We start from the raw sequence: 651 nt of genomic DNA on the forward strand, positions 1-651 counted from the left end.
TTCGCCGGCTTGCAGGGTTCAAGGTAACACCTTTTGCGCCAAGCTGAGCAATACGGTTCATAACAGCTCTGACGGAGCTATTATGATCTTCAAAGAAACGCTCATCTTTCAGTAGCACTTTCAGTACTGGTACTTCAAGTTTAAGTAGGTGCTGTTTTGCTTCAGAACTAATACGGGGGTTATTCCGCATACTGTAAAAAAAGCGATCTACGACATCGATAGCAACCTTCTGTTGCTCATCGAGTGCTTTTTCAGTTCCCTGCTGTTTGAAGCTCTCCTCTACTCGGGACATCAAGCTAGGGCGTTCTTCCAGCTTGTCAGCATCACTAGCACCTTGAAGCTCAGCAAGGCCTTCGGTGAACTCTCCTTGCGAGTAATTCTCTAGTGGAGCGCTGGCCTCACCTAAGCGCTGACTCTGTTCAGCTGATTTTTTCCGCAAAGATCGCATCAAACCCACAACATTATTTAGCGCACTTTGCACTTCTGCCTGATTTTGTTGGAATGGACTATCGCCACCCATTTGATTTGCTTGACCGGATAGTGTTCCTAGACCTGGAGCCGCACCTGAAGGAGAGCTTGCGGACTGAAAAGGCGGCGCTGTTAATGCAGCGCTTTGAGTATCAGCTTGCCCGGTTCCACCACCAAGAGATT

At 48.2% G+C, this 651-nt stretch carries 1 protein-coding gene; it reads right to left on the minus strand.

Features of this window, described 5'->3' with window-relative positions; translation table 11 throughout:
- On the minus strand, positions 1 to 651 hold a 651-nt coding region (locus tag A3757_RS24715; RefSeq protein ID WP_156506572.1), incomplete at both ends, for a DUF1631 family protein.

The sequence above is a fragment of the Oleiphilus sp. HI0117 genome (assembly GCF_001635235.1).